Here is a 25,626-nt window from a genome sequence, read left to right as displayed (position 1 = left end):
CAAGCGGGGCGGGCACCGCGTCTGCGGCGGGCGCCGGGGCCGCGGCACGGCCGGTGCCTCCGGTGCGCGGCGGGTCTCCCCACGTCGGCGCGTCGACGTCGCGGGCGACCGGCGCCGGGCTGCCCGCACCCGGCACGGCGTCGTCCGACGGCGCGTCGGGCCCCTCGTCGGTGCCGCGCTCACGACGACCGTCGGCGTCGTCCACCCGGGCGTCGCGCCCGTCGTCGTCCCCGCTCCGCGCGGCGGACGCCCCGGTGTCACGCACGGCGTCGCGCACGTCCCACTCGTCCGCCGAGGGGCGCGGCGCCGGGACCGGCTCGGGCCGCGGGCGCTCCGCCGCGGCCACCCGCGCCGAGACGCTCTCGTGCGCCGACGCTCCCGTCACGGTCAGGGGTGCGGGCACCGGGGCGGGGACGATCATCGCGGCGGGCTCGACCGGGCGCGGGGTGCGGTGCGGGCCGAGCTGGACGGGCGAGACGTCGACGTAGCGGCGTCCGTCGCCGCCCTGCACGACGCCCATCTGCAGGACCTCGACCTGGCGGCCCGGCTGGCGCAGGAACGCGAGGGCGTCGCTCACGTCGTCGTCCACCTCGGAGCACACGAGGACGAGGCGGGAGCCGGTGCGCGGGGCGTGCTGCGCGGTCAGCGGGGAGCGGTCGCGGAACACCGCGAGGTCGGCGTCGAACGCCTCGCGACCGCCCTGGTAGGCGCGGGCGAGGTCGGAGCGCGTGAGCCGGGCGGCCTGGCCGGCGAAGCCGAGGGCGCGCACGAGCGCCTCGGCGTCGAGCAGGTGGACGACGTCGACGACGACCGGCTGGCCGCCCGCGTCGAGCGCGAGCAGGTGCGGCGCCTCGTCGTCCTCGTGGCGCACGCGCACCTGGAAGAGCTGCTCGCCGAGCAGCGCGGTGAGGTGGTCGGCGACGAGCGCGGAGGTGTCCGGCGCGAACGTCGAGCTCGCGGGCTGCATGGGCTGGACGAGGAGCGGTCGACCTTCGTCGAGCTCGAAGATCGGCACTGCGTCTCCCTCCCCGGGCGCGCGCAGCCGCCGTGCGCACCCGCGTCGATCGCCCCGGACGACCGCCCCCGGCCGTCCGGCGAACACTCTCCCACGCCCCGCTGTGAAGCCCAACCGGCCCTCACCCGAACGCTGCCGCCGCGCAGGCGGACGGCGGGCGGCAACCCCGGAGGGACGCACCGGACCCGCCGCGTCGGACCAGCGCCCGACGGGGTTCGTCCGGCCCTCAGCGCCCCTCGGCGACCGCCGGCGCGTCGGCGGGCAGGTGCGCCGCGAGGAGCTCCGCGAGGTGCACGCCCTGGACGCCCGCGAGCTGCTCGGCCTGCGTGCGGCACGAGAACCCGTCGGCCAGGTACACGTCGCCCGGCGCGGCGTCGCGCAGCGCAGGCAGGAGCGCGTGCCCGGCGACGGCCACCGACGTCTCGTAGTGCCCCTTCTCCATCCCGAAGTTCCCGGCGAGCCCGCAGCACCCGGCGAGCGCCCGGAACTGCGCGCCGGCCTCGGTGAGGAGCGTGCGGTCCGCGGTGTACGTCATGACCGAGTGGTGGTGGCAGTGCGGCTGGACGACGGCGGTCACGCCGGACAGGTCCGGGAGCTCCCAGCGCTCGCGCGGCCCGATCGGCGCGGGGGCCGTGAGCAGCTCCGCGAGGGTCCGGGTCTCGCGCGCGACCGCGACGGCGCGGGGGTCGTCGGGCAGCAGGTCGAGCAGGTCCGAGCGCAGGACCGCGGTGCACGACGGCTCGAGGCCCACGATCGGGATGCCGTTGACCGCGTACGGGCCGAGCACGCCGAGCAGGTGCGTGAGGCGCTCGCGCGCGCCGTCGAGCTGGCCCGTGGTGATCCAGGTGAGCCCGCAGCACGCCTCGTCCTCGGGCACGATCACCTCGTACCCGGCCGCGCGCAGCACCCGCACCGCGGCCTGCGCGACCGAGGGCGCGAGGCCGTCGCTGAACGAGTCGGTCCACAGCAGCACGCGCGGCTTCCGGGCACCCTCGGGCGCCTCGTCGTCCACCGCCCCCGCACCGCGCGTGACCTGCGCCGCTCCCTCGCCCCGCGCCCACGCCCGGAACGGGGTGGACGCGAACGTGACCATCTCCCGGCGCGTGTCCATGCCGCCCGCGGCGAGCACGAGCTTCGCGACCGGGCGGATCCCGAGCGCCGCGTTGGCGAGCCGCGCGAGCCCGGGCACGCCGGTCACGAACCGGGTCCAGCGCGGCAGCCAGCCGAGCGCGTAGTGGCTCACGGGACGCAGCCGTCCGCGGTAGGTGCGGTGCAGCACCTCGGACTTGTACTGCGCCATGTCGACGCCGGCGGGGCAGTCGCTCGAGCAGGCCTTGCACGCGAGGCACAGGTCGAGCACCTCGTGCACCTCGGGCGCCGCCCAGCCCTGCGTGACGAACGTGCCGTTCGCCATCTCCTGGAGCACGCGCGCCCGGCCGCGGGTCGAGTCCTTCTCGTCGCGCGTCGCGAGGAACGACGGGCACATGAACCCGCCGGCGGCCGAGGTGTCGGCGCGGCACTTGCCGACCCCGACGCAGCGGTGCACGGCCGTCGTGAAGTCCCCGGCGTCGTGCGCGAACGCGAACCCGCCCGAGCCCGCGAGCAGCGACCGCGCGTACGGGCGGCGCAGGTCGGCGTCGAGCGGGCGCGGGCGGACGAGCACGCCGGGGTTGAGCAGGTCGCGCGGGTCGAACAGGTCCTTGACGGCCTCGAACGCGGCGATGGCCCGCGGGGAGTACATGACCGGCAGCAGCTCGCTGCGCGCCCGCCCGTCGCCGTGCTCGCCCGAGAGCGAGCCGCCGTGCGCGGCCACGAGGTGCGCGGCGTCGGTCATGAACGCGCGCAGCGGGTCGCCCGAGCGCTCGAGCGGGACGTCGAGGCGCAGGTGCACGCAGCCGTCGCCGAAGTGCCCGTAGGCCAGGCCGTCGACCGCGTGCGTCGCCATGAGCGCCTCGAGCTCGCGCAGGTACGCGCCGAGCCGTGCGGGCGGCACCGCGGAGTCCTCGAAGCCGGGCCACGCCTGCGCGCCCGAGGGCGTGCGCCCGCCGAGCCCCGCGCCGTCCTCGCGGATGCGCCACATCGCGGCGGCCTGCGGTCCGGGCGGGAAGACCCCGACGGCGTCGGTGCCCGCGTCGGCCGCGAGCGCGCGCGCCCGGGCCATCGCCTCGTCGAGGTCCGCTCCCCCGACCTCGACCATGAGCCAGCCCCCGCCGGTCGGCAGCGGCGGGACGGCGCTCGCGCCCTTGACGCGGCGCACCACGTCGACGAGCCGGGCGTCCATGCCCTCGATCGCGAGCGGGGCGTGCGCGAGCAGCGCGGGCACGGCGTCGGCGGCCGTCGGCATGTCCGGGTAGCCGAGCACGACGAGCACCGGCGCGGCCGCGATCGGCACGAGGTTCACGGTCGCGCCGAGCAGCGTCACGAGCGTGCCCTCGGTGCCGACGAGCGCCTTGGCGAGGTCCGCGCCGTTCTCGGGCAGCAGGTGCTCGAGCGAGTACCCGGAGACCTGCCGGCCGAAGCGGCCCAGCTCGGTGCGGATCGTCTCGAGGTTGGCGCGCACCAGGGCGTCGAGGCCCGGCACCGGGTCGAGCCCGCGGGCGGCCTCGAAGCGCCGCCCGGTCCCGTCGACCACGTCGAGCGCGAGCACGTTGTCCGCGGTCCGCCCGTACGCCACGGCGCGCGGGCCGCACGCGTTGTTGCCGATCATCCCGCCGAGCGTCGCGCGGGCCTGCGTCGACGGGTCGGGCCCGAACCGCAGCCCGTGCGGGGCGGCCTGGCGCTGCAGCTCGGACATCACGACGCCCGGCTCGACGCGCGCCGTGCGGGCCTCGGGGTCGATCGCGAGGACGCGGTTGACGTGCCGGGAGAAGTCGAGCACGACGCCCGTGCCGACGGCGTTCCCCGCGACCGACGTGCCCCCGCCGCGCGACGTCAGCGGGACGCCCGCCGCGCGCGTGACCTCGAGCGCGGCCAGCACGTCGTCGGTGTCGCGCGGGAACACGACGACCTGCGGGACGACGCGGTAGTTCGACGCGTCCGTGGAGTACTCGGCGCGGCGCCGCGAGGAGTCGTCGACTGCGCCCCCGACCGCGGAGCGCAGCGCGGCGACGACGTCGGGAGTGGGCGGCGCGGCCGCGTCCGGGCGCTGCGCGGGATCCGTCACGGTCGACACCGCTGCAGTCTCCCACCCACAGCCCGGCGCCTGCGCACGGTGACCAGGTTCACCCTGGTGGCGGTGCATGCGGGGTCAGCTGCTGCCGATATCTCTTGCATGACAGGCACAGCACGGCAGCCCCGCTCGCGGGATCGTCGCAGCTTCGTGCCGTCCCCCCGCGGCACTGCGGGACGCGCGGCCCCCGACGTGCGTCCCGCAGTGCGCGGGCTGGATCCCGCCGAGGCCATGTGGCTCGCGGAGTCCCGCGAGCTCCTGCGCGGCCCCGGGCTCGACCTCACGGACGTCGACCGGCTCGGCGTCCTGCTCGACGAGCTCATGGGCGCGTGGCACGCCGCCGAGCCCGCGCTGCGCTGGGACCCGCTCCCCACGATCACCGCGCTCGGCCTGCTCGCGGGCGACGCGATCGTCGCCCGCGTGCCCGGGCTCACGTGGGTCCGCGTCGAGGGCTCGCCGAGCATCGCGCTGGCGCACCCCCGCACGACGACGCTCGAGCTGCCCCTCGACGCCGTCGCCGCGCTCTGGCAGGCCGGCGTCCCGGAACAGCTGCCCACCTTCGTGCGCGAGGTCACCGACCGCACGCTCGCCCGGATCACCGAGGTCGAGCCCCCGCGGCTCACGGGCGCGCTGCGGCTGCTCGCGCGCCTGCGCTGACGCCGCGCCCCACGCCCAGCACCGCCCCACGCCCCGCACCGCCCACGCACCGACCGCCCCGGGCCGACGGCGCACGCACGCGTCGCGCACGCCCCCGGCCCGGGACGGACCGCGCGCCGGTCAGTCCAGCGCGGCGTCGAGCGTGATCTCGGTGCCCGTGAGCGCCTTGCTCACCGGGCACGTGGCCTTCGCGGCGTCGGCCGCCTTCGCGAACCCGTCGGCGTCGATGTTCTCGACCTCACCGCGGACCTTGAGCGCGATCCCGCTGATCCGGAACCCGCCGGCCGGGTCGGGGCTGAGCGTCACGTCCGCGGTGACCTCGAGCGCGACGGGCGTCGCCCCGGCCTCGCCGAGCAGCGCGGAGAGCTGCATCGCGTAGCAGGACGAGTGCGCGGCCGCGATGAGCTCCTCGGGGCTCGTCACGCCACCGGCCTCGTCGGCCGCGCGGCGCGGGAACGAGACGTCGTACGTGCCGACCTTCGAGCTCGTCAGCTCGACCTGGCCACCCCCGTCCTGCAGGGTCCCGTTCCAGGCGGTGCGTGCGGTACGGATGGGCATGTCGCTCCTTCGTCGTCACGTGCGCGACGCCGGTCGGCGCCGCGCGTTCCACCGTAGGGTCGCGGCGTCGAGCCCGACACCCCACGTCGCGACACCGCAGGCCCGGGGGCGCGACCGCGACGGCACCGCCGGCTGCGGGCCCCGGGCGGCGCGCGGGATCACACCGTCCGGTGCAGGTGCCGCTCGACGACGGCCGGCGGCGCCCCGGCCTCCTGGAGCGCCCGCGCCGCGCGCGCGTGCAGGTCGCGGCGCCCGGCCGGGTCCAGCCCCGCGTAGAGCGCGGTGCGCACGAGGTCGTGCCGGAACGCGAGCCGGTCGCCGCGCGCGTGCACGACCCCCGCGGCGAGCGCGTGCCGCAGGACCCGCCAGCAGTGCGCGACGGGCAGCTCGGCGAGCTCGGCGAGGTCCCCGACGACGAACGACGAGCCGAGCACCGACGCCCGGGCCAGCAGCGCGGTGACGTCCGCACCGAGGTAGTCGAGGCGGGCGACGACGAGCGCGTCGAGCGGCCCGACCCAGCCGTCGTGCGCCACGTCGACCCCGCCCGGGGGCATCGGGACGAGCGCGCCGGCGTCCTGGACCGCCTGGACCAGGTCGGCGACGAACCGCGGGTTGCCGCCCGTCGTCGCGAGCGCCCCACGCAGCGCGGGCCCGACGGGGGCGCCGACCCGGGACTCCGCGAGCTCGACGACGGCGGTGGGCGCGAGCGGGCGGAGCTCGACGTAGCGGGCGCCCGCGCGCGTCCAGGCCGCAACCACCGTCGCGAGCTCCGCGCCGCGCGGCACCGGGCGCATCGTCGCGAGCAGCAGCGCCCGCTCGACGGCGCCCTCGCGCGCGAGCCGGTACAGCACCGCGAGCGACGCCTCGTCGGCGAGGTGCAGGTCGTCGAGCACGAGCAGCCACGGGCCGGAGTCGCCGCGCCGGCGCACGAGCGCCGTGAACAGCTCCTCGGTGCGCGCGACGACCGCAGGGGCCGCCGGGGTGTCGCGGGCGCCGTCGAGCAGCGCGGCGAGCTCCTCCTCGACGGGCGACGCCGCGCGGGACGGCACGGGACCGAGCGCGTCCTCGGCGCCGGGCACCGGGCGGGCCGGCAGGAGCGCGTCGGCGAGCAGCGCGAACGGGCGGCGCGGGACCGCCGACGCCGACGCGCTGCGGACCTCGAGGCCGAGCAGGTGGGCCGTGGTGCGCACCGCGTGCGCGATCGAGGACTTGCCGACGCCGGCCTCGCCCTCGAGCAGCATGATCGAGCCGCTCCCGGCGGACACCGACGACAGCGCGTCGTCGAGGTCGTCGAGCTCGGGCCCGCGCCCGACGAGCGGCCGATCCCGCCCGGGCTCGCCGTGAGCGCTCATGGGGCCGATGGTAGGCCTGCGTGCGCTCGGGGGCCTCGCGGCGCGTCAGCCGACGTACTCCCAGTGCCACGCCTCGGGCTTGCTGCCGGTCGCGCGGGCCCAGTCGGGCAGCGTCCAGCCGTACTCGTCGGCGTTCGCGACGAGCCAGCGGTGCTGGCGCGTGCCGAACGTCTGGATGCCGCCGCCGAGGTCGACGGCCGTGCCGAGACCGTGGTTCGAGGTCCCGGGCGCCGCGCACAGGCTGCCCTTGGTGCGGGTGCAGGCGTACTGCCCGGCGAGGGAGCGGTAGGAGTCGGAGATCGTGATGTGCACGCCGAACGCGTCGACGTACGCGGCGTCGAGCTGCTCGAGCTGCTGGGCCGCGTCGCAGCGCAGCTCGTGCGACGGGTCGAACGCGACGTCGCAGAGCGCGGACTCGGGGACCTGCCCGTTGGAGTACTTGTCGAGCGACGTCCGCCACGCGGCGCGCGTCGCGGCCCGCTCGGCGGCGACCCGCGCGGCCTCGGCGGCGGCGCGCTCCGACTCGGCGGCGGCGGCGGCCTGGACGCCCGCGGCCACCTCGACGGCGGCGGAGTTGGCCTCGGCGACGAGCACGACCTGGGCGGACGCCTGGGCGACCTTCTCGACGGCCTCGCGGAGGCGGGCGGTCGTCGCGTCCTCGGGGCCCTGCGGGACGTCGACGCCGGCGACGGTCGCGGGGACCTCGGTCGCGACGATCGTCGTCTCGCTCGGGGAGGCCGAGGGCGTCGGGGTCGCGGCGGGCGCGTCGGACGGCAGCGGCTCGGGGGCGGGCTCGGCGGCGCCCTCGGTGGGCGACGGGGCGGACTGCGGCAGCGGGGCGGCCGGGCCGGTCGCGGCGGGCTCGGGTGCGGAGACGGGGCTCGCGGCGCTCTCCGCGCGGGCCAGCTCGAGGAGCTCCCCGAGCTCGGCGACGGCCTCGTCGAGCGGTGCGACGACCTCGGCGGTCAGGGCGGCGGCGCTCGCGGTCTCCTTGGCGACCTGCGCGCGGGCGGCCACGCTGTCGGCGACCTGGACGACCGCGGCGCGGCGCTCGGTGAGCGCGACCTCGGTGGCCTCGGCGGAGGCGGTCTGGACCGCCTGCTCCTCCTGGGCCTGCTCGGCGGCCTGTCGCTGCGCGGTCACGTCGGCCATGCTCGGCACGGTGAACGCGTAGGCGCCGACGCTGAGCGCCATGGCGACGGCGACGGCACCGCGGGCCACCTGGACTGCGGTGGCGCGCGGCTGGGCGGCGGCTCCGGCGCGGGGGGCAGCGTGCCGCCCACCGCGTGCAGAGCGCCGCGTGGTCGGCAATCTGTCACTCACACGTAACACGTTATGTGTATCGGACCGAGGTCCTCGACCCTTGAGGGTGAGTTTCTTTGTGGGTCTCGTCACGCTTGCGTGACAGATTGCCCCTCCCCTGTCCGATGTGTCCCGGCTACGCTTCCCAGGTGGACTCAGGGGACCTCGACGACGCCCGCGCGCCCGGACGGGCGGCGCACGCCGCACCGGACGCACCGCTCACCCGTGCGCAGATCCGCGCCCGCGAGCGGGCCGCCGCGCCGCAGGGTCTCGACGACCTCTACGACATCGGCCGGCTCGCGGACCGGCTCGGCGTCGAGCACGCGACGATCCGCGTCTGGCTCTCGCGCAAGGTCCCGTGGCTCCCGGCGCCCGACGGCCGGCTCAACGGCGGAGCCGTGTGGCGCGCGTCGACCCTCGAGGGGATCGAGCAGCGGCGCACGCCGGGCCGCCCGGGCCGCCGCCCCCGCACCGTCGCGCAGCTCATCTCCGAGACGCAGTCGATCCCCGTGGTCTCCGTCCAGGCCGTGCTCGACCCGCTGCCCACGTCGACGGGTCAGGTCCCGCTCGTCGCGCCCGCACCCTGACGGCGACCCCCGCGGCGCACCGCACGGCGGGACCCGCCCCGCACCTCCCCTGACACCGCGCAGCCGCGCGCCTACGCTCGACGGATGACGGGTGAGGGCGGCCGCCGGCCGGACCCCCTCGAGCGGGCCGACGACGTCGCGCAGGCGATGCGCGACCTGGACCGACGCGCGTTCCTGCCGCCCGACCAGCGCCCCCACGCGCACGAGGACCGGCCGCTGCCGCTCGGTCACGGCCTGACGTGCTCGCAGCCGAGCACCGTCGCGACGATGCTGCGCCGGCTGCACGTCCCCGTGGGCGCGCGCGTGCTCGACGTCGGCTCGGGGTCGGGGTGGACGACGGCACTGCTCGCCCGGCTCGTCGGGCCGCGGGGCGAGGTGCTCGGCCTCGAGCTGGACCCCGGGCTCGCGCAGTGGGGTGCGGGGAACCTCGCGGCGACGCGGCAGCCGTGGGCCCGCATCGAGCCCGCGACGCCCGGCGTCCTCGGGCGCGAGGTCCCCGGCGGCTGGTCCCGGGTGCTGGTGTCCGCGGCGGCGCCGCGCCTGCCCGACGCGCTCCTGCGCCAGGTGGCCGACGGCGGGCGCGTCGTGCTGCCGGTCCGCACGACGCTGTGGGTCGTCGAGCGGCGCGGCGAGACGTTCGTGCACCGCCGCCTGGGCAGCTACGCGTTCGTCCCGCTGCGCTGACGTGCGGTGCGCGCGCACCCGACGGCGCACCCGACGGCACGGCCCACCGCGCGGCTGACGGCACCGCGCCGGGGCGTGCGCGGGGGCCGCGCAGCACGGCCGGTGTACCCGCGGGTAACACGCAGTCGTACTCAGGAGTAACTCGTGGTGCCCGAACGGGTGACGAATCACCCGTTCGCGATTACCGTCACCCCGGGGGCCGTCCCGCGATCCGGGACACCACGACACTCGGGCGGCGCCACAGTTCCTCACCACGCCTTCACACGCCCCGCCCAGGAGTGAGCCCATGACGCCTCGCCCGCTGCTCTCCGTGCTGACGACCCTCGCGCTCGCCGCGACGTCGACCCTCGTCGGCGCCCAGGTCGCCGCCGCAGCCCCCGACCCAGGGTCACCCGGCGGTGCCGTCGCGTCGGGCAAGGACCTGTCGCGCGCCAAGGTGAGCCGCAGCGTCCTCGACGCCGAGGGCACCATCACCGCGTTCGTCGAGCTCGACGCCCCCTCGGGCCTCGACGTCGTCGAGGACGGCGGCACGCCCGCGCAGGTCCGCGCCGCGACCGAGCAGGTCGAGGAGCTCGCCGCGCAGGTCGTCCCCGAGCGCGTCACCGCGCGCACCGCGACGCCCGCGCCCCGCCGGATCTCGACGCTCTCCAACGTCGTCTCGGGCACGCTCGTCACGGGCGACGCCGCGACCATCAGCCGGCTGGCGCAGTCGGACGACGTCGTCTCGATCCGCCGGGTGACCCCCAGGACCCCCGACAACCGCAACACCGACGTGTTCACGCGCGCGCTCGAGGTGTGGCAGTCCACCGGCCAGACCGGTGAGGGCGTCCGCGTCGGCGTCATCGACACCGGCCTCGACTACACCCACGCGTCGTTCGGCGGCCCTGGCACGGTCGAGGCCTACGACGCCGCGTACGGCGAGGACGGCACGCAGCCCGTGCCGGAGGGCCTGTACGACCCGGAGAAGTTCCTCGGCGGCTACGACTTCGCCGGCCCGCTCTACGACCCGAGCGAGGACATCCCGGGCACGAGCGCGATCCCCGTCCCCGACGAGAACCCGATCGACAGCCTCTACACGAGCGACAACAGCGGCCACGGCACGCACGTCGCCGGCACCGCGGTCGGCTACGGCGTGACCGCGGACGGAACGACGTTCGAGGGCGACTACGCGTCGCTCACGGACCTGTCCGACTGGCAGGTCGGCCCCGGCGCGGCCCCCGAGGCCGGCGTCTACGCCCTCAAGGTCTTCGGTGACCTCGGCGGCTCGACGAACCTCACGTCGCTCGCGCTCGACTGGGCGGCCGACCCGAACGGCGACGGTGACTTCAACGACCACCTCGACGTCGTCAACCTCTCGCTCGGCGCCTCCGCCGCACCCGTCGACGACCCGGACTCGCTCGTCGTCGACCGGCTCTCCGACCTGGGTGTCCTGTCCGTCTTCTCGGCCGGCAACTCGGGCGACATCACCGACGTCGGCGGCTCGCCGGGCAGCGCGACCTCGGGCCTCACGGTCGCGAACTCGGTCGGCAGCCCGCTCGACCTCGACGGCGTCGAGGTGACGGTCGGCTCCGACCCGTCGCTCGACGGCGTCTACGCCGCGCAGAACAGCATCGCCTACGCCGGGACCGAGGACGTCACGGCGCCGGTCGCCTACCTCGGCGACGAGGTCGACGGCTGCACCTCGCTCGCGCCGTACGCCGAGCAGCTCGCGGGCAAGATCGCGTACCTGTGGTGGGACGACGACGACTCCGCCCGTCGCTGCGGCAGCGTCGCGCGCTTCAACGCGGCCCAGGCCGCCGGCGCGGTCGGTGTCCTGATCGGCACCGAGAACACCATCTTCTCGGCCGGCATCTCGGGGAACCCGACGATCCCGGGCGCGCAGCTCACGGCGGCCTCGACCGACATCCTCCTGCCCGCGATCCAGACCGGCACCGTGACGGCCCACATCGGCCCGTCGCTCGCCGGCACCGTGCAGGACGCGTCCGCGGGTGACGCGCTCAACCCGGGCTCGTCGCGCGGGGCGCACGGCTCGCTCGGCATCCTCAAGCCGGACGTCGCCGCGCCGGGCACGAGCATCCAGTCCGCCGCGTCGGGCACCGGCAACGAGGCCCACACGCTCTCGGGGACCTCGATGGCCGCGCCGCACGTCGCCGGCATCGCCGCGCTCGTCCGCGCGACGAACCCGGGCTGGACGCCCGCGCAGGTCAAGGCGTCGATCGTGAACACCGCGACGCACGACCTGTTCACGGGCCCGAACCGGACCGGTGAGGTCTACGGCCCCGAGCGGGTCGGCTCCGGCCGGGTCGACGCGGTCGACGCGGTCGCCAACGGCGTCCTCGCCTACGCCTCGGACGCCCCCGAGCAGGTCTCGGTCGTCTTCGGGGTCGTCGACGTCGGCGCGCAGACGGTCGTCGAGAAGAAGACCGTCACGGTGACCAACACGAGCAACCGCGCGGTCCGCTACGCGACGGCGTTCGACGCCTCGACGACCGCGGGCGGCGCGACGGTGACGACCTCGCCGGCGAGCCTCACGGTCCCGGCCGGGCAGTCCCGGCTCGTCACGCTGACCCTGACCGCCGACCCGGCGACGCTCGAGCGCGAGCTCGACCCGACGTCGGAGGTCGAGCAGGGCGGCGTCCCGCGCGAGTACGTCGCGACGCTCTCGGGGCGTCTCGTGCTCACGACGGACGGCAGCGAGCTGCGGGTCCCGGTGCACGCCGCACCGCGTCTCGTCAGCGACCTGACCGCGCAGCCGGTCACCTTCGCGGACGCCGGCGCCACGACCGCGGAGCTCGCGCTCACCGGTCGCGGGGTCGCGTCCGGCGGCTGGTACTCCCTCGCGGCGCCGCTGGTCCTGGGTGCCACGAGCCCGCAGCTCGAGGACGACCCGCGCGTCGAGACGTCGCCCTCGGCAAACGCCGCCGGTGACCTGCGCTACGTCGGGTGGTCCTCGACCGCCCCGCAGCGCGCGGCCGCGGGCGGCGCGCCCGAGGCCGGCTACCTCGGCATCGGCATCGCCACCGAGGGCGAGTGGGCGACCCTCGGGGCGTACACGAAGCCGGTCATCGACATCGACATCGACGGCGACGGCACCTACGACACGCAGACGGTCGTGCAGAAGCTCGACGACTCGTCGGACGTGACGGTGCAGGCGACGTTCGACCTCGTGACCGACGAGGTCATCGACATCCAGCCCGTCAACGGGTTCTTCGGCGACGTCGACACCACGGTGTTCGACAACAACGTCGTGGTGATCCCGCTGAGCCTCGCGGACGTCGGCATCACGCCGGGCACGACGCCGACCGTCCGGGTCTGGACGTACTCGGGGTACGCCGCCGACCCGGAGGGGGTCGTCGACGAGGTCGAGCCGTTCACGGTCGACCCGTTCACGCCGCCGTTCTGGTTCGACGCCGGCACGCCGGACACGCTGTGGTTCCTGTCCGGTCCGGACGCGCCGATCACGGTGCACCGCACCGAGGCCGCCAAGGCCGGCGAGTCGCAGCTGCTCGTGCTGCACAGCCGCAACGCCACGACGACGGCGCGCGCGCAGCTCGTCGACGTCACGGTCCCCGAGGCGACGCCGACGACGACGACCCTCAGGGTCGGCGGCTCGGCGAAGGCCGGCGCGGAGCTCACGCTCACCGCCACGGTGGCCCCGGCCGAGGCGACCGGCGTTGTCCGGTTCCTCGAGGGCGACACCGAGCTCGCCGCGGTCGCGCTGAGTGGCGGCAAGGCGACCGCGAAGGTCCGCCTCGGTGCGGGCTCGCACGCCCTGACCGCGGCCTTCACGCCGGACAGCGCCGCGTACGTGCGGTCGACCTCGGACGTCGTGACGACGAAGGTCGCGAAGTCGGGCTCGACGCTCGGGCTCATGCTGTCGAAGGCGTCGGGGAAGCCCGGCGAGGCCGTCAGCGCGACCGTGACCGTCAAGGGCCGCACGTCGGCACCGACCGGCACGGTCGAGATCCGCGAGCGCAGCACGGTCCTCGGCACCGGCACGCTCGTGACCGACGGGCTCACCGGCACGGTCACGATCGCGCTGCCGACCGACCTCAAGGTCGGCACGCACCAGATCACGGCCGTCTACCTGGGCAGCGCCGACGTCGAGAGCTCGAAGACGCAGCGCTCGTACCAGGTGAAGCAGGCACGACGCAGCTGATCACCTGAGCCGCCGCCCGGCGGCTCGCACGGCACAGGAGGGGCGTCACCGGCCGGTCCGGGGGCGCCCCTCCGGCGTGCCCGGGCGCACGCCGGCCGGCGCGATGGGAGCGCCCGCCGGCATCGGGCGGCGAACCACCCGCGCCGACGTTCAAGCCGCGGTCACAGACGACCGATCAACGCGTCATGACCGCTCACACCCTGGCACCTCGTCCGGAGGTCGCCCCGCTCAACGCCGCCGAGCTCGTCTTCGTGGCGCAGCACCGCGAGCTCGTCGCCGGCCTGTGCGGCGGCTCGGTCACGCCCGAGGCCCTCGGCTCGCTCTACGACCGCGTGCTCGTGACCTGGGCGGCGTCCCCCGCTGCGGACCGCGCCGACGCCGAGCAGCTCGTGCGCGCGTTCGGGATCGCCCTCGGCGACCTCGTCGTCGCGCTGTCGCCCGGCACGGGGTGGGCGTCGTCGACCGACGAGGCGGGCACCGAGCTCGCGCTCACGCACCCGGGGGTCGACGTGCTCGTCTACCCGCTCGGGGTCGTGGCGCGGCGCTGGTCCGCCGGGGAGACCGGCTGGCTCGCGGGGTACCCGGACGAGATCGCGCGCGGGCTCGCGGAGCTCGCGGCCGCCGGGAGCTGACCGACCGCTCAGAACAGGACGTCGAGCTCCGGCTCGGGCTGCGTGCCGCGCGGGACGCGCGCGACCGGCGCGGTGCGTGCCCCGGCGGTGCGGGTCGCCGCCGTCCGGACCGGCGCCGCGGCGACGGCCTCCGTCGCGACCGGGGCGGGTCCGGCGACGCCGACGGTCACCTCGCCGGTCACGGACGTCCGGGTCACGACGACCTCACCCTGCTGGGCGGCCCGCGCCGCAGCCCCGCACAGCACGTCGGCCCGCTCGTTGAAGTGGTCGCCCTGGTGCCCGCGGACCCAGTGGAAGACGACCTCGCCCTCCCGCTCGGCGATCGCCCGCTCGATGCCCTGCACGAGCCCGAGGTTCTGCACGGGCCCCCCGCTCGCGGTCCGCCAGCCCTTGCGCTTCCAGCCGGCGACCCACACCGACGCGCACTTGATCGCGTAGGTCGAGTCGGACTCGACCCGCAGCGGCTCGGCGCCCGGGTGCGCGAGGATCGCCTCGAGCACGGCCGTGAGCTCGGCGATCTGGTTGGTGCCCGAGGCGATGCCGCCCGACGCCGACGAGCCGTCGTGGTTGACCCACGCCCAGCCGCTCGCCCCTCCGGGGTTGCGCAGGCAGGAGCCGTCCGTGCTGACCGTGATCACGCCGTCCATTGTGCCGGGTGCGCCGCGGGCGACCGTGCACCGGGACGACGCGCGAGGCCCCACCCGATCGAGCGACGGCGGCCCGATCCCCTCACGTCCGCGCAGGTCAGTGCCGATGAGGAGCGCATGACGGCCATCGACGGCAGCACCTTCGACCTCTTCGACGACCTCGGGCTCGGCGCCGACCGGGACGGTGCCGCACGCGCCGCCCTGACCCGCCGGTTCGCCGTGTTCGTGACCGCCGGTGCGCTGCTCGTCGGCGGTGCGGTCGCCGCCCGCGCCGCGATCGAGGCCGGCCCCGCACCGGCCGAGCTCGTCGCGCCCGCGTCGCTCGTCGGTGTGCTCGGCCAGCCCCAGCGCGCGGCCGACGTCCTGGTCGAGGAGCCCGCGACGGCGGCGGTCGACCCCGCGACGACCCGCTTCCTCGGCGAGACGGCCGCGGGCCGGCACTTCGTCGCGCAGAGCACGGCGGGGCTCGTGTGCCTCGTGACCGTGCCGGTGGGCGACGTGGCGGACGTCGGGTGCGCCGATCCGGTCGCGGCCGCGGTTCTGGTCGAGGGCCAGTTCGCGCGCTCGGAGGCAGTGACCGTCCGCCTCGTGCCCGACGGCACCGTGCCCGAGCCCGACGGCGTCGCGGCGTGGCAGCGGGTCGGGGCGAATCTCTGGGCGCACCCCGGCGTCGCCCTGGGGTCCTGACGACCCGGCGTGTTCGAGCCGGCGCGCGTCAGTCCCGCGTGAGCGCCGTGACGACGCGCGTGACGCTCGACGTGAGCCCCCAGCGCGTCGTGAGCTCGACGAGCCGCTCGGGGTCCGCGGGCGTCTCGGGCAGCGTGTCGTCGAGCTCGCCGACCGGGGCGTCGGGCGCGACCCGGACGACCGTCGGCGCGACCGCGAGGTAGTCCGCCGCCTCGACGAGCTTGGCCCGCTGGCTCTTCGTCAGGCCCGCGTCCCCCGAGTCCCGCGCCGCGAGGATCCCCGCGAGGTCGCCGTACCGGGCGACGAGCGCGGCGGCGGTCTTCTCGCCGATCCCGGGCACGCCCGGGAGGCCGTCGCTCGGGTCACCGCGCAGCACCGCCATGTCGGCGTACGCCTGGCCCGACGCGACGGAGTACTTCTCGCGCAGCCGCGCGGTGTCGACGACCTCGAGGTCCTTGATGCCGCGCTGCGTGTAGAGCACGCGCACCCGGGCCTCGTCGTCGACGAGCTGGAACAGGTCCCGGTCCCCCGTGATGACGTCGACCGGCGACCGCTGCGCGGCGGGCCGCGCCCTCTCGCGCGCGACGAGCGTGCCGATCACGTCGTCGGCCTCGAACCCGGGCGCCCCGACGCGGGCGATCCCGAGCGCGGCCAGGACCTCGGCGATGACGGGCACCTGCGGCGAGAGCAGGTCGGGGACCTCCTCGGCCTCCTCCCCGCCCGGGAGCACCTCGGCGACGCGGTGCGCCTTGTACGACGGGATCGCCTCGACGCGGAACGCCGGCCGCCAGTCGTCGTCCCAGCACGCGACGAGCCGCGACGGCCGGTGGTCGGTGACGAGGCGGGCGATCATGTCGAGCAGCCCGCGCACCGCGTTGACCGGGGTGCCGTCGGGCGCCTTGACCGAGTCGGGCACCCCGAAGAACGCCCGGAAGTACAGCGACGCGGTGTCGAGCAGCAGGAGCGGTCGGCGGTCGGTCATGCACGGCACGCTACGGGACACCGGTGACGCCGCGGGCGTCCTCGCGTCCCGGTCCCGTGCTGGGGCGCCGCGCGCGCGGCCCGTCCCGCGACCGAGGTGGCACGCTGGGTGCATGACGGCTCACCTCGGCGGCACGGCGCGCGGCGGCACCCCGTGAGCGCGCCGACGACCGCGCCGGTAGCGACGCGCGTCGACCGCTGGACCTGGGCCGTGCGGCTGTTCCGGACGCGCGCGCTCGCCGCCGCCGCGATCCGGTCGGGGCACGTCAAGGTCAACGGCGACCGCGCCAAGCCGGCGACGCAGGTCAAGGTCGGCGACGAGGTGCGCGTGCGCGAGGGCGGGATCGAGCGGATCGTCGAGGTGGCGCGGGTCATCGAGAAGCGCGTCGGGGCGGCGCTCGTCGCGGACGTCCTCGTGGACCGCACGCCTCCCCCGCCGAAGCCGACCGAGATCGCGTTCGTGCCGACCCGGGACCGCGGTGCGGGGCGGCCGACGAAGCGCGAGCGGCGCGAGATCGAGAAGTTCCGCGGGCACTGACCCGGGGCCGCCGTGTGGTGCGTGCAGCTCCGCACGCCTGCGGCTGCGACGCTCCGAGCGGCGTCGGACGCGGAGCGCCTCGGGGTCCGAGCCGCGCAGCCCTCCCCCGGTGTCGCGGCCCCGCCCGTACCCCAACGCACCGCACGGCCGAGAGGTTGTGCACCCTGGGGAGGATGTTTCGCGTCTCCGCCGCGACCACAGGCGGATGCCCCGCGACCCCGCGCACCGGTGGACTGGCGGGTATGACGGTGATCTCGCCCCTCGACCGGTCGCACGCCCGCGCTGCCGCCGTGCGCCGCGGCCCCGCCGTCCGGACGACCCCGACCCGCGCACCGGCGCCGCTCCCTGCCGACGAGCCGCTGGACCCGCTCGTCGGCATCGCGCTCGCGCTCGTCGGCGGGCTGTTCCTGGGCGTCACGACGCAGGTGCTCCAGGGCGTCCTGCCCGGCGCGTGGAGCACCGTCGCCACGTCGGTCGCCGTGTGGAGCCTGATCGGGGCGGGCCTCGGCTCGCGCGTGACCGGCCGCGTGGCCCCCGGGCTCGTCGGCGTCATCACGCTGCTCGCGCTCACCGGCGGCTGGGCGGCCGCCGCGTCGCTCCAGGGCGTCCCGCACAGCACCGGCTACCTCGTGTTCTGGTCGCTCAGCGCGGTCGTCGGCGGCGTCGTCTTCGGGACCGCGGGCGCGTGGTGCCGCTTCGGTGCGACGCGGCAGCGCATCGCCGCGGCGGCGGTGCTCGGCGGGGTGCTCTGCTACGAGGGCCTCGTGCGGACGTTCGTCTTCGCCGACCAGGTGCCCGAGGGCCTGACGATGGTCGTGCTGGGCATCGGGGCCCCGCTGCTCGTCGGGCGCACGCCGCGCGAGCGGGCGCACGCCGCCGTGGCCCTCGTGCCCGCGACGGCGCTCGGGCTCACCGCCTACCTCGTGCTCAACCTGCTCCCGGTCTGACCCCGGCGGCACGCCCCGGCGCCCGTCCGTGCACGCGACGGCTCAGCCCGCGGCCGGACCGCCGTGCCAACCCAGCAGCAGCACGCACACGTCGTCGCGCCCGCGCTCGTCGCGCAGCAGGCGCTGCACCAGCGCGGGGACCGCGGCGCCGGGCGGCTCGTCGCGCAGGCCCGCCGCCGCGACCGCGAGCCCCTCGAGGCTCTCCTCGAGCAGCCGGTGGCGTCGCTCGACGAGACCGTCGGTGTACAGCAGCAGCCGGTCGCCGGGCGTGAGCTCGAACGTCCCCTCGCGCCGCTCCCGCCCGGGGATCCGCACGCCCAGCGGCGTCGAGCGCCCGCCCCACAGCAGCTCCGCGCCGCCGCGGGCCCGGACCAGCAGCGGCGGCAGGTGCCCCGCGCACACGTACCGCGCGTGCCCGGTCGCGAGCTCGACCTCGACGTACGCCATCGTCGCCATCGCCGCGGTGGGGACCTGGTCCACGAACCGGTCGAGCCGCTGCACGAGGCGCGCGGGGCCGACGCCCGGGCCAGCGACCGCGCGGATTGCGCTGCGGACCTGGCCCATCGCGCTGGCGGCCCCGAGGCCCCGCCCGACGACGTCCCCGACGACCACCGAGAGCACGCTGTCGTCCGCGAGGAACGCGTCGTGCCAGTCCCCGCCCACGTCGAGCGCCTCGACGCCCGGCCGGTAGGCGGTCGTCACCTCGAACCGCGGGTCGACGGGCGGGTCGTGCGCGAGCAGCGAGTGCTGCAGCTCGTGCGCAACGGTGGCGCTGTGCTCGTACAGCTCGGCGCGGTGCAGTGCGAGCCCCGCCTGCTCGCCGAGCGCGGTGACGACCTCGAGCGGCAGCGGCTCGGCGCCCGGGTCGTCGCGCGGGACGAGCGCGAGCACGCCCTGCAGTCCGGCCTGGCCGTGCAGCGGGACGACGACGCGGTCCCCGTCGGGCACGGCCTGGCGCTGCCGGAGCACGGGGTCGGACGGCAGTCCGCCGACCTCGTTCGTCCGCTCCCCGAGCGACCCGTGCAGCCGCAGCGCCCCCGAGCCGTCCGCGAGCCACAGCGTCGCCGCGCGTGCCCCGAGGTCGGCGACGGCCGCGTCCAGCACCGCGTGCGCGACGCCCCGGATCCCGGTCGCCCGGGAGAGCGCGGACGTGGCCCGCTGCAGCACGCGCACCTGGTCGGCCGCCCGGTCCGCGGCCCGCCGCGCCGCGAGCAGCTCGCGCTCGTACCGGGACCGCTCGCGCGCGCTCGACAGGGCCGCGTGCACCCGGACGCCCTCGCCGGCGCCGGTCCGCTCGACGACCGCGGTGAGCAGCACGGGCATCCGCCCCGACGGCGTGCGCAGCTCGAGCGCGACCTCGTCGGCCCGGCCGTCGACGTGCAGCATCGGCGCGAGGTGCGTCTCCCAGTAGATCCGGCCGCCGACCGACAGCAGCTCGCTCAGGCGGACCCGCCCGACGACGTCGCCGCGCGCGCGCCCGACCCAGTCGAGGAACGTGTCGTTCGCGCCGGCGACCGTCCCGTCCGCGTCGAGCACGAGCAGGCCCGACGGCGACGACCGCCACGCGTCCGCCGGGCCGGCCGTCATGCCGCCAGGTAGCGCCGCATCGCGGCGACGAGCTGGTCGGGGGCGCTGAGGTTCGGGCAGTGCCCGACGGCGTCGAGCAGCACGTAGTCGCTGCGCGGCAGGTGGTCGCGCACGTACTCCCCGACCGCCGCGGGGGCGATCACGTCGTCGCGGCACTGCACGACGAGCGCGGGGACCGTGCAGCGGGGCAGGTCGGCGCGGTTGTCCGAGAGGAACGTCGTGCGGGCGAAGGACCGGGCGATCGCGGGGTCCGAGCGGCAGAAGCTGCTCGTCAGCTCCTCGCCGAGCTCGGGCCGGTCGGGCCGGCCCATGATGACGGGGGCGATGTGCGCCGACCAGCCCAGGTAGTTGTCGTCCATCGTGTCGAGCAGCTCGTCGATCTCGTCCTGCGTGAAGCCGCCCGTGTACCCGTCGTCGTCGACGTAGCGCGGGCTCGGGCCGACGAGCACGAGCCGGTCCACCAGGTCGGGGCGTGCGACCGCGGCGAGCACGCCGATCATCGCGCTGACCGAGTGCCCCACGAGCACCGCCGGCCCCGCGTGCAGCGCCTCGATCACCTCGAGGACGTCACGCGCGTACCCGTCGAGCCGCCCGTGCCGCGCCGGGTCGTACGCCGAGGCGTCGGAGCCGCCCGCGCCGACGTGGTCCATGAGCACGACCCGGTGGGTGTCCTCGAACGCGGGCACGACGTACCGCCACATGCCCTGGTCGCACCCGAAGCCGTGCACCAGGAGCATCAGCGGACCGTCGGCACGGCCGCGCACCTCGACGTTGTTCCGGGTCAGGACGTCCACCGCGACAGGGTACGTGCGGCCCCGGGCACCCGCACGGGGCCACACCGGGGCCGCCCGGACGTCCCTCGCCCGCACCGCGCTCCAGGTCAGCGCGCCGCGAAGTCGAGCCCGTCGTCCGTGAGCGCGACGACGCTCCACGCGCTGCCCTCGTCGTCGGTGAGCTCGTAGCTCGGCACCAGCACGCTCGACCCGTCGGCCTGCGCGACCATCGCCAGCCCGAGCCGCGCCGACGTCAGCGTGACCTCCTGGACCGGCCACGAGACGGGCGAGCCCGCCGGGGTCAGCGGCGGGACCGTCGGCTCCTGCCCGGCGCCGTCGGGCGACACGGCCGCGTCGAGGTCCTCGGTCGCGATCATCGGCTGCTCCAGAGCGGCGCGTGCCTGCTCCGCGAGCGGCATGACCCCCATCGGCGAGGACCCGAAGCGCGGGTCCATGAGCCGTTCGACCGCGGCGGCCGGGCTCACGACGTCGTACTCGCCGAGCTCGACGACCGGGGCGAGCGAGCCGTACAGGGCCTGGACGCCGTCGGCGACGAACGTCAGGCTCCACGACACGCCGCTGCGCTGCCCGTCGAGCACCTGGTGGGCGTAGACCGTCGTCGCCGCGGGCTGCCCGGTGTCGCTCGCGACCTCGAGCTCGTAGCCGGCCGCGTCGACGCCGAGCCGCCCGAGCAGGTCCCGGGTCTGCGCGCTCGCGTCGTCGCCACTCGGGGCTGACCCCTCCGGGGCGCAGGGCGCCGGGGCGGGCCCGTCCGGGCCGAGGGCGCCGTCGGCGGACCCGCTCGTCGCCGGCCCGTCCGGCTCGGCGACGTCCGTCCCCTGCTCCGCGACGCCCGTCCCCGGGTCCGCGGCGCCGGCGTCGGTGCCCGGCTCGGCGCGGCCGACGTCCGGGGTCTCGGGGGCCGACCGCACGCACGCCCACGGGTCCCGCGTCGGGTCGGAGTAGCTGAGGCTCGCGAGCCCGTCGGGCTGGAGCTGGAGGTTCGGGCCGGTGCCGTCCTGCGCGCCGACCGTCCACGCGCCCCACTGCCGCGTCGCGCCGCCCTCGACGCCGAGCACGCCCGCGACCCGCTCCGCGGTCTCCTGCGAGAACACCGACGCCGGGTCGAACGTCCAGGCGCGCGCGGACCCGCCCTCCTCGGACAGGCCCGAGCCCGTGAACACCGTGCGGCCCCAGAAGCCCGGCGCGATCATCTTCGTGTCCGCGACGCTCTCGTCCATCGCCATCGACTCGGCGCCCGAGGCCGGGGCCGCCGCCCGGCCGGCCGGGTCCAGCGTGATCGGCGCCGCCGCCGGGGTCGGTGCGTCGCCCCGGCCGAGCGCGTAGGCGCCCGAGCCGATCACCGCGGCACCCGCGACGGCCGCCGCGACCTGGAGCCAGCGGGCCGGCCGACGTGCGGCGCGCGCCTCCCGGGCGGCGCCGAGGTCGCGCACGCCGGACGCGTCGCCGGCGGCCCGGGACGTGACGGCCTGCCGCAGGGCCGGGAGGTCCGCGACGGTCGACGCCGCGGGGTCCGCCGCGCGCACGCGGTCGAACGCGACGTCGGGCACGGGCTCGCGCGACGCGGAGGACCCCGGGTCATCGACCGGGTCGGGGGTGCGGCGGGCGGCGGAGTCGTCGGCGGTCGCGCCTGTTGCGTCGCCCCGGCCGCTCGGGCGGGTCGCGTCGTCGGGGCCGGTCGGGCCGGTCGGGGTCGACGTCATGGTGCTCTCCTCGGGTGCGCGGCGGTGGCGTGCTGCTACCCCGTCTGTGTCCCCAGGGCCCCGCGCCTTGCACCGTCCACCGTCCGGGCTCGCCCCGACCGGTCCGCCGCGGTACCGCCGCGCGGCGGGACGCGTCGCCGTGCGCAGGACGAGCCGCTACGCCTCGGGGGCGTCCGCCCACGCCTCGCGCAGCCGGGCCCGCGCCCGCGAGAGCGCCGCGTCGGCTCCCCCGCGCGAGATCCCGAGCACGTCCGCGAGCGCGTCGCCCGTGAGCCCCTCCCACGCGTTGAGCAGCAGCACGCGCCGGTCGCGCGGGCTCAGGGCGCCCAGCACCTCGCGCACGCGCTCGTCGGTCACCGCGAGCTCGGCTGGGTCGTCGTCGGCCGCGACGTCCGGCACGTCGCCCACCGGCACGGGGCGGCCCTTGCGCCGGTGGTTCGCGAGGACGAAGCCCGCGGTGCGGTAGAGCCAGGGCAGCTCCGCGCCGAGCGGCACGTCGGCCCGCCGCCGCCACGCGGTCGCGAGCACGTCCGCCGCGAGGTCCTCGGCGTCACCGCGCGCGCCGCGCCGCACGAGGTAGCGCAGCACCGCGGTGGCGTGCGCCCGGAACAGCTCCTCGAACCACGCGTCGTCCCGCGGGCCCGCGAACGGCTGCGCCGCGGGGCGGTCCGGGTCGACGGGGACGTCCGGGCTCGGGCTGGTCCGGGGCTGCACGGGTGCTCCTGGGGCTCGGTGGCGCGTCACGGGCGGACGGGTGCCTGTACCCGCACTGTGTCGCGTCGCCCGGCCGCCTTGCACAGCCGGGCGGACCCGTCGGACGCCGGCGGGTCAGAGCCCGTCGGCCACCGTCGCGGTCACCTGCAGCCACGCGTCCCGGGTGCGGCGGTGCAGGCCGTCGTACTCGATGGGCCCGCCGGGGATGAGCCGCTTGTCGTGCGGGACGTCGAGCACCGCGCGGGTCAGCGCGCCGAAGTGCTCGTGCAGCCGCTTGCGCAGGTGCTTGTCGACCTTGGGCTCGGGCGCGGAGAGCACCGTGACCGCGTGGCGCACCATCTCGGCGTGCCCGGTCGCCCGGAGCGCGTCGATCGCCCACGCCGCGGACTGCGCGGTGTCCTCACGGACGGTCGAGACGATGACGAGCTGGTCGGCGGCGTCGATCGCGGCCTGCCAGTTCGACGCGCGCATGTTGTTGCCGGTGTCGATGACCATGACCCGGTAGAACCGCGAGAGCGCGGTGTGCAGCGACGTGAAGCCCTGCGCGTCGACCGAGGCGGCCGAGGCGGCGTCCTCGTCGGAGGCCAGGACGTCGAACTGCGAGCGGCCCTGCGAGCGCACGTAGCTGTCGAGGTCCCCGACCCGCGCCGACGCCAGGTCGGTGAACCGGCCGATGTCCTGGAGCAGGTTGACCGCGGTGTTCGAGTGCCGGGCGTGCGTCGAGCGCCAGCCCAGGGTGCCGCGGGTCTCGTTGTTGTCCCACGCGAGGGTGTACCCGCCGCGGTGGATGCCGAACGTCGCGGCCATGAGCAGGGTCGCGGTCGTCTTGTGCGCGCCGCCCTTGGGGTTGATCACGACGATCGTCTTCGGGCCGTCGAGGCTGCGCTGGACCGACTCGATCGCGCCGCGACGGGCGCGCTCGGCACGGCCCGGTGCGGGCGAGACGAGCCCGCCGGTGACGCGCCGGAGGCCCGCCTGCCAGCCATGGTGCGCGGCGCCCTGCTGCGCGGTGCGGCGGCGGGTCGCGAGCAGGTCGTCGAGCGTCGGCGCCTGACCGGCCGCGGCGACGGTCCGGTGCTCGCCGGTGCGGGTGCGCGTGCGCTCCTCGGCGGGGGCGCGCGTCTCGGTCGCGGGCGCGGGGACGGCGGGGGTCGCGCCCGACGACGCGTCGGCGAGCGCGGTCGGCGCCTCCTCGACGCTGCCGTCGGGGTGGATCAGGAGGGACCAGACGCCGTCGGGGTCCTCGACCGTCGCGGGGACGGGGCGCCCGAGGCCGGCGGCGATCTCGGCGACCAGACCGGTCACGGCGGCGCCCGCCTCGGCGACGCTGCCGAGGGCCACGCGGCGCACGGAGCCGTCGACGACGACCTCCGCGGTCCCGTCCGCCCGGACCACTGCCTGCACGACGGACGGACCGGGTGACGGGTCTGCCGTCAGCGCACTGCTCTCGCTCATGGGTCGGCCTCTTTCGTCGACGGTCACGCCAGGCACGAACCTACGCCGCATCGCCCTGACGTGCCCAAGTGTGCCCGATGGTCCGGTATCGGACTCCACCCCCGCCTCTCCTCACGGGTGTCGAAGCGGTTCCGATAGAGAGGGCATGACGATGTCGGCGATGCGCACCGGGAGCCCGGCCGCGGTGCCGTGCGCCGCGCGGCCGTACGCGTCGCTCGTGCACGTGGACGGCGCGTGCCGCTGCTTCGCGGGCGGGCCGCCGCCCGAGTACGCCGCTCCCCGGCAGCTCGGTCCGCGCCTCGGCCTCGTCGAGGGCGGGCTCGGCGCCGGGACGCGCTGGGTCGCGACCGGCACCACGGAGCCGGCCGAGCACGCCTGCTGACCCCCCGGGCGCGCCGAGCGTCCACCGACCGGGCGTCGCACCCGACGGTCCGCACGACCGGGCGTCGCGCCCGACGGTCCGCACGACCTCGCGTCGCACCCGACGGTCCTTCACGACCCGGCGTCGCGCCGGGACGACCGACGGCGACAGCCGCTCCCGCCCGCGCCTGCCCGCGCCGGTCCCGACGACCACCCCTACGCTCGTGGCGTGCGGCCGTTCCTCCTGCTCGCGTCCCGCGCCGACGACCCCGCTGCCGACGGCGAGTACGCCGCGATGCTCCGGTACGGCGGGCTCACGCCCGAGCGCCTGCACCGCGTCCGGATGGAAGCCGGCCCGCTGCCGCCCATCGACCTCGACCGGTACGCCGGGGTCCTCGTCGGCGGGAGCCCGTTCAACTCCGCGGACCCGCCCGAGCGGAAGTCCGCGGTGCAGCACCGCGTCGAGGCCGAGCTCGTCCCGCTGCTCGACGAGATCGTCGCGCGCGACCACCCGTTCCTCGGCGCGTGCTACGGCGTCGGGACGCTCGGCGCGCACCAGGGGGCGGTGATCGACGGCACGTACGCCGAGGAGATCGGCTCGGTCGAGGTCACGCTGACCGACGCCGGCGCGGAGGACCCGCTGCTCGAGGGCGTCCCGCGGACGTTCGAGGCGTTCGTCGGGCACCGGGAGGCGTGCCGGACGCTTCCCGCGCACGCGGTGCTGCTCGCGTCGTCGGCCACGTGCCCCGTGCAGATGTTCCGCGTGCGGGAGCACCTGTACGCGACGCAGTTCCACCCGGAGCTCGACGTCGAGGGGATCGTCACGCGGATCGAGGTCTACCGGCACGCCGGGTACTTCCCGCCGGAGGACGCGTACCGGGTCGAGGAACGGGTGCGCCGGGTCGCCGTCACGCACCCCCCGACGATCCTGCGGAACTTCGTGCGGCTCTTCGGGTGAGCGCGAGCGGCTGACGAATCGATTCGAGACGGCTCGTCCCGATTGTTACCGATCGGTACCCATTGTTCCGGGCCCGGCAGGTGGCTAACTTCGCCTCGCCGCGCGCACGTCGCGGCGAGGCGTCGGCGCCGCACCGACGC

The 25,626-nt window shown here is 76.7% G+C and carries 22 protein-coding genes; 10 read left to right on the top strand and 12 right to left on the bottom strand.

Annotation, left to right across the window (positions count from 1 at the left end):
• Together CCE01nite_RS10180 and CCE01nite_RS10175 are read right to left on the bottom strand one after the other, a co-directional pair.
• Positions 1-1,015: hypothetical protein (locus CCE01nite_RS10180; protein ID WP_141372281.1), on the bottom strand; the 1,015-nt coding region annotated here is incomplete at its 3' end.
• A gap of 226 nt (positions 1,016-1,241) precedes the next feature.
• Positions 1,242-4,187 (bottom strand): FAD-binding and (Fe-S)-binding domain-containing protein, encoded by a 2,946-nt coding sequence (locus CCE01nite_RS10175; RefSeq protein ID WP_052104203.1) that lies wholly within the window; start codon positions 4,185-4,187, stop codon positions 1,242-1,244.
• Positions 4,188-4,388: 201 nt separating this feature from the next.
• Here CCE01nite_RS10175 and CCE01nite_RS10170 point away from each other — a divergent pair, with 201 nt between their 5' ends.
• Complete coding sequence (locus CCE01nite_RS10170; protein ID WP_034631045.1) at positions 4,389-4,841, top strand: hypothetical protein; 453 nt, start codon at positions 4,389-4,391, stop codon at positions 4,839-4,841.
• 120 nt (positions 4,842-4,961) lie between these two features.
• Here CCE01nite_RS10170 and CCE01nite_RS10165 read toward each other — a convergent pair whose 3' ends face one another.
• The 3 genes from CCE01nite_RS10165 to CCE01nite_RS10155 all read right to left on the bottom strand — a co-directional run bounded on the left by CCE01nite_RS10165 (position 4,962) and on the right by CCE01nite_RS10155 (position 7,972).
• Complete coding sequence (locus tag CCE01nite_RS10165) at positions 4,962-5,399, bottom strand: OsmC family peroxiredoxin (protein WP_034631048.1); 438 nt, start codon at positions 5,397-5,399, stop codon at positions 4,962-4,964.
• Between the two features lie 158 nt (positions 5,400-5,557).
• Positions 5,558-6,751: an ATP-binding protein gene (locus tag CCE01nite_RS10160; protein ID WP_034631053.1), complete on the bottom strand. Its 1,194-nt coding sequence runs from the start codon at positions 6,749-6,751 to the stop codon at positions 5,558-5,560.
• A gap of 45 nt (positions 6,752-6,796) precedes the next feature.
• Positions 6,797-7,972 carry a M15 family metallopeptidase gene (locus CCE01nite_RS10155; RefSeq protein ID WP_052104204.1) on the bottom strand — a complete coding sequence of 392 codons (1,176 nt, stop codon included), beginning with the start codon at positions 7,970-7,972 and terminating at the stop codon, positions 6,797-6,799.
• A 230-nt stretch (positions 7,973-8,202) separates the two neighbouring features.
• Here CCE01nite_RS10155 and CCE01nite_RS10150 point away from each other — a divergent pair, with 230 nt between their 5' ends.
• The 4 genes from CCE01nite_RS10150 to CCE01nite_RS10135 all read left to right on the top strand — a co-directional run bounded on the left by CCE01nite_RS10150 (position 8,203) and on the right by CCE01nite_RS10135 (position 14,115).
• On the top strand, positions 8,203-8,640 hold the full coding sequence (locus tag CCE01nite_RS10150; RefSeq protein ID WP_034631058.1) for a hypothetical protein: 438 nt from the start codon (positions 8,203-8,205) through the stop codon (positions 8,638-8,640).
• Between the two features lie 84 nt (positions 8,641-8,724).
• On the top strand, positions 8,725-9,324 hold the full coding sequence (locus CCE01nite_RS10145) for a protein-L-isoaspartate O-methyltransferase family protein (protein ID WP_084142743.1): 600 nt from the start codon (positions 8,725-8,727) through the stop codon (positions 9,322-9,324).
• A 286-nt stretch (positions 9,325-9,610) separates the two neighbouring features.
• Positions 9,611-13,483, top strand: coding sequence for a S8 family serine peptidase (locus tag CCE01nite_RS10140; protein WP_084142744.1), 3,873 nt, complete (start codon positions 9,611-9,613; stop codon positions 13,481-13,483).
• 185 nt (positions 13,484-13,668) lie between these two features.
• Positions 13,669-14,115: a DUF3806 domain-containing protein gene (locus tag CCE01nite_RS10135; protein WP_034631064.1), complete on the top strand. Its 447-nt coding sequence runs from the start codon at positions 13,669-13,671 to the stop codon at positions 14,113-14,115.
• 8 nt (positions 14,116-14,123) lie between these two features.
• Here the strand turns inward: CCE01nite_RS10135 and CCE01nite_RS10130 are convergent, their stop codons facing one another.
• On the bottom strand, positions 14,124-14,753 hold the full coding sequence (locus CCE01nite_RS10130; protein ID WP_084142745.1) for a ribonuclease H family protein: 630 nt from the start codon (positions 14,751-14,753) through the stop codon (positions 14,124-14,126).
• Between the two features lie 126 nt (positions 14,754-14,879).
• Here CCE01nite_RS10130 and CCE01nite_RS10125 point away from each other — a divergent pair, with 126 nt between their 5' ends.
• Entirely contained in the window at positions 14,880-15,449 is a 570-nt protein-coding gene (locus tag CCE01nite_RS10125) for a hypothetical protein (RefSeq protein ID WP_034631067.1), read from the top strand.
• A gap of 28 nt (positions 15,450-15,477) precedes the next feature.
• On the opposite strand, the gene CCE01nite_RS10120 is transcribed toward CCE01nite_RS10125, so the two are convergent.
• Positions 15,478-16,431: a 5'-3' exonuclease gene (locus tag CCE01nite_RS10120; RefSeq protein ID WP_034631098.1), complete on the bottom strand. Its 954-nt coding sequence runs from the start codon at positions 16,429-16,431 to the stop codon at positions 15,478-15,480.
• A gap of 153 nt (positions 16,432-16,584) precedes the next feature.
• Here CCE01nite_RS10120 and CCE01nite_RS10115 point away from each other — a divergent pair, with 153 nt between their 5' ends.
• Positions 16,585-16,968, top strand: coding sequence for an RNA-binding S4 domain-containing protein (locus CCE01nite_RS10115; RefSeq protein ID WP_034631101.1), 384 nt, complete (start codon positions 16,585-16,587; stop codon positions 16,966-16,968).
• Between the two features lie 242 nt (positions 16,969-17,210).
• Positions 17,211-17,915 carry a DUF6518 family protein gene (locus CCE01nite_RS10110; RefSeq protein ID WP_034631072.1) on the top strand — a complete coding sequence of 235 codons (705 nt, stop codon included), beginning with the start codon at positions 17,211-17,213 and terminating at the stop codon, positions 17,913-17,915.
• A gap of 42 nt (positions 17,916-17,957) precedes the next feature.
• Here the strand turns inward: CCE01nite_RS10110 and CCE01nite_RS10105 are convergent, their stop codons facing one another.
• The 5 genes from CCE01nite_RS10105 to CCE01nite_RS10085 form a co-directional block, all read right to left on the bottom strand.
• Positions 17,958-19,502: a SpoIIE family protein phosphatase gene (locus CCE01nite_RS10105; RefSeq protein WP_034631075.1), complete on the bottom strand. Its 1,545-nt coding sequence runs from the start codon at positions 19,500-19,502 to the stop codon at positions 17,958-17,960.
• A complete protein-coding gene (locus CCE01nite_RS10100; RefSeq protein WP_034631077.1) occupies positions 19,499-20,296 on the bottom strand; it encodes an alpha/beta fold hydrolase in 798 nt (265 codons plus the stop codon). Before CCE01nite_RS10100 ends, CCE01nite_RS10105 begins: the two co-directional genes overlap by 4 nt.
• 86 nt (positions 20,297-20,382) lie before the next feature.
• Complete coding sequence (locus CCE01nite_RS10095; protein WP_141372280.1) at positions 20,383-21,999, bottom strand: hypothetical protein; 1,617 nt, start codon at positions 21,997-21,999, stop codon at positions 20,383-20,385.
• 156 nt (positions 22,000-22,155) lie between these two features.
• A complete protein-coding gene (locus CCE01nite_RS10090; protein WP_034635320.1) occupies positions 22,156-22,713 on the bottom strand; it encodes an RNA polymerase sigma factor in 558 nt (185 codons plus the stop codon).
• Between the two features lie 114 nt (positions 22,714-22,827).
• Positions 22,828-24,168, bottom strand: a complete 1,341-nt coding sequence (locus tag CCE01nite_RS10085) for a MinD/ParA family ATP-binding protein (RefSeq protein WP_034635323.1) — start codon at positions 24,166-24,168, stop codon at positions 22,828-22,830.
• 145 nt (positions 24,169-24,313) lie between these two features.
• Between CCE01nite_RS10085 and CCE01nite_RS10080 the strand changes: the two genes are divergently transcribed.
• On the top strand, positions 24,314-24,550 hold the full coding sequence (locus tag CCE01nite_RS10080) for a hypothetical protein (protein ID WP_034635327.1): 237 nt from the start codon (positions 24,314-24,316) through the stop codon (positions 24,548-24,550).
• Positions 24,551-24,757: 207 nt separating this feature from the next.
• The gene (locus tag CCE01nite_RS10075) at positions 24,758-25,486 is read left to right on the top strand and encodes a glutamine amidotransferase (RefSeq protein ID WP_034635330.1); all 729 of its coding nucleotides are present in this window, start codon (positions 24,758-24,760) and stop codon (positions 25,484-25,486) included.
• The last annotated feature ends 140 nt before the right edge of the window (positions 25,487-25,626 follow it).

Origin of the sequence: Cellulomonas cellasea, assembly GCF_006538745.1 — a bacterium.
Lineage (GTDB): Bacteria > Actinomycetota > Actinomycetes > Actinomycetales > Cellulomonadaceae > Cellulomonas_A > Cellulomonas_A cellasea.
This window is presented reverse-complemented; position numbering and strand designations above follow the sequence as displayed.

Bases quoted from the DNA above. Each gene is read 5' to 3' on its own strand.
- CCE01nite_RS10165 (WP_034631048.1), bottom strand. From the start codon at position 5,399: ATGCCCATCCGTACCGCACGCACCGCCTGGAACGGGACCCTGCAGGAC.
- CCE01nite_RS10160 (WP_034631053.1), bottom strand. From the start codon at position 6,751: ATGAGCGCTCACGGCGAGCCCGGGCGGGATCGGCCGCTCGTCGGGCGC.
- CCE01nite_RS10145 (WP_084142743.1), top strand. From the start codon at position 8,725: ATGACGGGTGAGGGCGGCCGCCGGCCGGACCCCCTCGAGCGGGCCGAC.
- CCE01nite_RS10140 (WP_084142744.1), top strand. From the start codon at position 9,611: ATGACGCCTCGCCCGCTGCTCTCCGTGCTGACGACCCTCGCGCTCGCC.
- CCE01nite_RS10135 (WP_034631064.1), top strand. From the start codon at position 13,669: ATGACCGCTCACACCCTGGCACCTCGTCCGGAGGTCGCCCCGCTCAAC.
- CCE01nite_RS10125 (WP_034631067.1), top strand. From the start codon at position 14,880: ATGACGGCCATCGACGGCAGCACCTTCGACCTCTTCGACGACCTCGGG.
- CCE01nite_RS10120 (WP_034631098.1), bottom strand. From the start codon at position 16,431: ATGACCGACCGCCGACCGCTCCTGCTGCTCGACACCGCGTCGCTGTAC.
- CCE01nite_RS10110 (WP_034631072.1), top strand. From the start codon at position 17,211: ATGACGGTGATCTCGCCCCTCGACCGGTCGCACGCCCGCGCTGCCGCC.
- CCE01nite_RS10105 (WP_034631075.1), bottom strand. From the start codon at position 19,502: ATGACGGCCGGCCCGGCGGACGCGTGGCGGTCGTCGCCGTCGGGCCTG.
- CCE01nite_RS10095 (WP_141372280.1), bottom strand. From the start codon at position 21,999: ATGACGTCGACCCCGACCGGCCCGACCGGCCCCGACGACGCGACCCGC.
- CCE01nite_RS10085 (WP_034635323.1), bottom strand. From the start codon at position 24,168: ATGAGCGAGAGCAGTGCGCTGACGGCAGACCCGTCACCCGGTCCGTCC.
- CCE01nite_RS10080 (WP_034635327.1), top strand. From the start codon at position 24,314: ATGACGATGTCGGCGATGCGCACCGGGAGCCCGGCCGCGGTGCCGTGC.